The 3,392-nt window shown below is 39.5% G+C and carries 6 protein-coding genes; all 6 read right to left on the reverse strand.

The window, feature by feature from the left end:
- Positions 1–139: 139 nt before the first annotated feature.
- Positions 140–364 (reverse strand): hypothetical protein, encoded by a 225-nt coding sequence (locus tag HWQ39_RS10750; RefSeq protein WP_292844048.1) that lies wholly within the window; start codon positions 362–364, stop codon positions 140–142.
- An 89-nt stretch (positions 365–453) separates the two neighbouring features.
- Positions 454–948 carry an SDR family NAD(P)-dependent oxidoreductase gene (locus HWQ39_RS10755; RefSeq protein ID WP_292844050.1) on the reverse strand — a complete coding sequence of 165 codons (495 nt, stop codon included), beginning with the start codon at positions 946–948 and terminating at the stop codon, positions 454–456.
- Between the two features lie 9 nt (positions 949–957).
- Complete coding sequence (locus tag HWQ39_RS10760) at positions 958–1,413, reverse strand: winged helix-turn-helix domain-containing protein (RefSeq protein WP_292844052.1); 456 nt, start codon at positions 1,411–1,413, stop codon at positions 958–960.
- Positions 1,414–1,418: 5 nt separating this feature from the next.
- Positions 1,419–1,706 carry a hypothetical protein gene (locus HWQ39_RS10765; RefSeq protein ID WP_292844054.1) on the reverse strand — a complete coding sequence of 96 codons (288 nt, stop codon included), beginning with the start codon at positions 1,704–1,706 and terminating at the stop codon, positions 1,419–1,421.
- Between the two features lie 221 nt (positions 1,707–1,927).
- Complete coding sequence (locus HWQ39_RS10770) at positions 1,928–2,263, reverse strand: hypothetical protein (protein ID WP_292844056.1); 336 nt, start codon at positions 2,261–2,263, stop codon at positions 1,928–1,930.
- 84 nt (positions 2,264–2,347) lie between these two features.
- Positions 2,348–2,983, reverse strand: a complete 636-nt coding sequence (locus tag HWQ39_RS10775) for a hypothetical protein (protein WP_292844058.1) — start codon at positions 2,981–2,983, stop codon at positions 2,348–2,350.
- Positions 2,984–3,392: the final 409 nt, after the last annotated feature.

Consider the following 3,392-nt stretch of genomic DNA (forward strand, 5'->3'; position numbering starts at 1 on the left):
TTAAACTAAACTGTTTAGTTTGCTCCTGGTGACAACTTCGCCAGCTCTTCCCCTACTAATGTGGTTAAATATTCACGGTTCTCTGAAATGATTCAACTGTCGGCACCGCAAGGTAACGATTACAATTAAGATTCACTCTTTAATGTATAGTCAAGGGAACCCCATTATCTTTGGGTTTTAAATTCAGAATAAACGGAACAGCTTTCAATACCCAATTGGACACGGGTGTATAATTAGCAGCTTCTTCTCCAAAGCTAATAGAAAGCATATCTGTATGAATAATCCCCGGATTGAGGGGTATAGCTGCCATACCAGTTGGCAATTCTTGTGCCAAAGAACGAGTTAACAAAGTCGCAAGTCGCAAGTCGCAAGTCGCAAGTAAAAATAATACCAAGTAGCGAGTCGCAAGTAAAAATTCACAAAATTGCTCTTAAACTTGCGACTTGCGACTTGTCACTTGCGACTTGGAGTTAATCCTTCTATTGCCCACTTAGAAGCACAATATGGTGCAACTTGGGCCCAAGTCGAACGTCCCCAACCAGAACTAAAGTTAACAATAATACCCCGTTTCTTTTTCACCATTGCTGGTACGAAATGGCGAATTATATTTGCTATTCCTTTGATATTAATATCTATAAGCTCCGAAAATTCTTCAGATGGTATTTCCCACAAAGGTGCTGGATAATTGGTAATTGCCGCATTATTAATTACTATATCTGGCGGTGAATATTTTTGAAGTACGTCTTGGGCCCATTCTTTTACAAGTTGTTCATTTGCCACATCTACAGATGTGAAATCATTGGGCGCACTAAACTTTTGGCGTATTTTATCAATAGCATCTGATGAACGGGTGCAACCAATAACAGTATGACCCTGTTGAATAAAACCCTCGGTCATCGCATAACCTAAACCTTTGCTTATGCCTGTAATTAAGATCAGCTTACTCATATTTTTCTGTTATTCCTGCTCTGAATCAATAATTCGTGGGAAAAAATAACCGCTACCTCTTGCCGTAATAATGAATTCTGGATCATTGGGGTCGGATTCTACCTTTGTCCGCAATCGTGAGATATGCACATCTACCACACGGGTGTCTGTATTCATTTCTGGTACAAAGCCCCACAACTGCTGTAATATTTCAACCCTTGAAAAAATCTTTCCCGAATCATTCACTAACAACTCTAATAAGCTAAACTCCACACCTGTCAACCGAATGCGTTGCTCATTTTTATGGACAAGCCGTTTACTTGTATCGATTTTCAGGTCGCCTGCATGAATTATCCCAGAGTTAGGAATAGTATTGATACTGGTTTTGTGGGAGCGCCGTTTTAGTACACAGGCAATTCGAGCTTCTACGGCATTGACTAGTAGCCGAAGGTAAAAGCAAAGCAGATATCTGTTCCTTCTCGACAAGCTGATTAATAATTATGTCTGGTGCTGTAATTGCTTGCTTCAATAAGTGCTGATAAGTTATCAAGTTGCAACGTATTAAACTTGATAATTCCAATAATTCCTTCATATTGAATATCATTTGTAAGCGATTGGTCGGCTTGGGCAGTTGCCTTTTGACCCCACAACAGACCCAACCGTTGCATTCGCCACAAACCCAAGCGGTGAATTTCTTGCCCAGGAATGAGAAAATCACCGTTATTGGTTTGTAAAACGGTCCGTCTTTCACTGTAGGGTTGAATGGTTCCTGAAAGCATTAAATTTTCTCTTTTACCAATATTTGCTACCAGTCCTAGATTAACCCACAACAGCGATCGCGTGTAATGTCATTTTTTTTTGTGAGAATGGTATTTTTTATTTAGATCGCAGCGAGATTGTCCTGCTCTTGGACGCTACAGTAATCGATCCAACAGTTGTTGAGAGAAATTAAAGTTTGATAGTCGATTGAACAATACCAATTTTATTTTGATGATTGTTTTCATGTTTTTTTAGCAAGTGCAACAGTAATCAAAATTGACTTGACTTCATTATTCATCTTGCCAGTAATAAGTTGGTTATACAAATATGTTGCTTCTTCTAGCGAAAAAGCTGATGGATTAGCAGCAGGATTATCCTCATGCCCACTTTCGCAACCACCCATATTAGAAAAAATCTGATACTTAACAAGAGGACGATTTTCGCCACCAACATTAAACCACACGCAACTACGTTCTCGATCAATATCAATCGAAATTATTGGAGGAATACATTGCCAACATGCAACTTGCTTTGACCAATTTTTAAAACCAGCAGGATTTTCGCTCTTGATATTCATTTTTGATTTTTATCCCTTTGTTTTGATATTTAGACAGTTTATTGTTCAATTGTTTTGTTGCTAACTCATACATGAGTACACCTACTACTGCTCAAACCAGTTTAAATTAGGACTTATCCCATGTTTTCGCTGATCAGCCTCAAGACAAGCCTTGCTATAAACCTCATCCCAACCATGAAGGAAATCTTTTTCATGAGATTCTAAATCCCCATACGGTACAGCCATTTCTCGCTCTAAAGCTTGTAATAATTCTTCAAAAGTCAGAAAATATCCTGGCTCGATTGAGATTGCTTGAAAAAATCTCAGCCAATTGTCTTTAAACTCTTGACGCAACAACCGCAATGCTTCGGCGTTCATCTTCTTAAGAGTTGGAGTCGCTGACAATCGCGCCAGCTGTAACTCTTGAATGAATGCCTTAATATGATAGTTTGCACGTTTGTATTCAGGTGCAACCTTCCCCAAGCGCAACGATGCCAAGTAACGATCGCAAACTTCCTGGTAATCCTCAACTGGAGATACAGCTGGTGATAAGGCAGCTTCTACACGTTCTATTAGTTCAGTTGCCCCGTTAGTGTCTGGATTTATCTTGCCCAAAAATTTTTGACGGTAAACGGCACTAAGCCTTTCTACAACAGGTTTGATACCAAGAGCAATCCTGACGTGGGTGGTTTCGTAGGGGGCTTTATGCCCACGTCCACCTTTGGCTATTGGGTCAGTCATAAAGTTGTTAACAGCTTATACTAACTATACCATAAACTTGTTAACATCTTTTAGGATAAACTTGTTAACAATTTTAAATTTTTTATCTAGAAAGGCAGAAGCCAGATGGGAATTCTGATTCTTGCCCTCTGCCTTTCTAGATAAATTCCGCTTTCAAGAGCGCTAGTGCAACCATGCCGAAGGTTCTCTCAATGCGATCGCATTGAGATGGAAGTTAACCACAAGAACGGACAACTTATGGTTACAGTCACAAAGATGCAAGCCACCTTTTGGAGGGATGGTCTTTTAATCGTAGTTTATATCGGATAAAAGATAAGGGTATCTTATTTTGTCTTCCCCCGCGATCATGTATACTGTCACTGTAAGCATAAGATGAGCAAGTTGCTCACTTTATGCTTTCAAAGCGGAT

Source organism: Nostoc sp. NMS8 (genome assembly GCF_017115045.1).
Lineage (GTDB): Bacteria > Cyanobacteriota > Cyanobacteriia > Cyanobacteriales > Nostocaceae > Nostoc.

What these genes read in the sequence shown, in the direction of transcription:
- HWQ39_RS10770 (WP_292844056.1), bottom strand. Translation starts at nt 2,263, where the DNA reads ATGAATATCAAGAGCGAAAATCCTGCTGGTTTTAAAAATTGGTCAAAG.
- HWQ39_RS10775 (WP_292844058.1), bottom strand. Translation starts at nt 2,983, where the DNA reads ATGACTGACCCAATAGCCAAAGGTGGACGTGGGCATAAAGCCCCCTAC.
- HWQ39_RS10765 (WP_292844054.1), bottom strand. Translation starts at nt 1,706, where the DNA reads ATGCTTTCAGGAACCATTCAACCCTACAGTGAAAGACGGACCGTTTTA.
- HWQ39_RS10755 (WP_292844050.1), bottom strand. Translation starts at nt 948, where the DNA reads ATGAGTAAGCTGATCTTAATTACAGGCATAAGCAAAGGTTTAGGTTAT.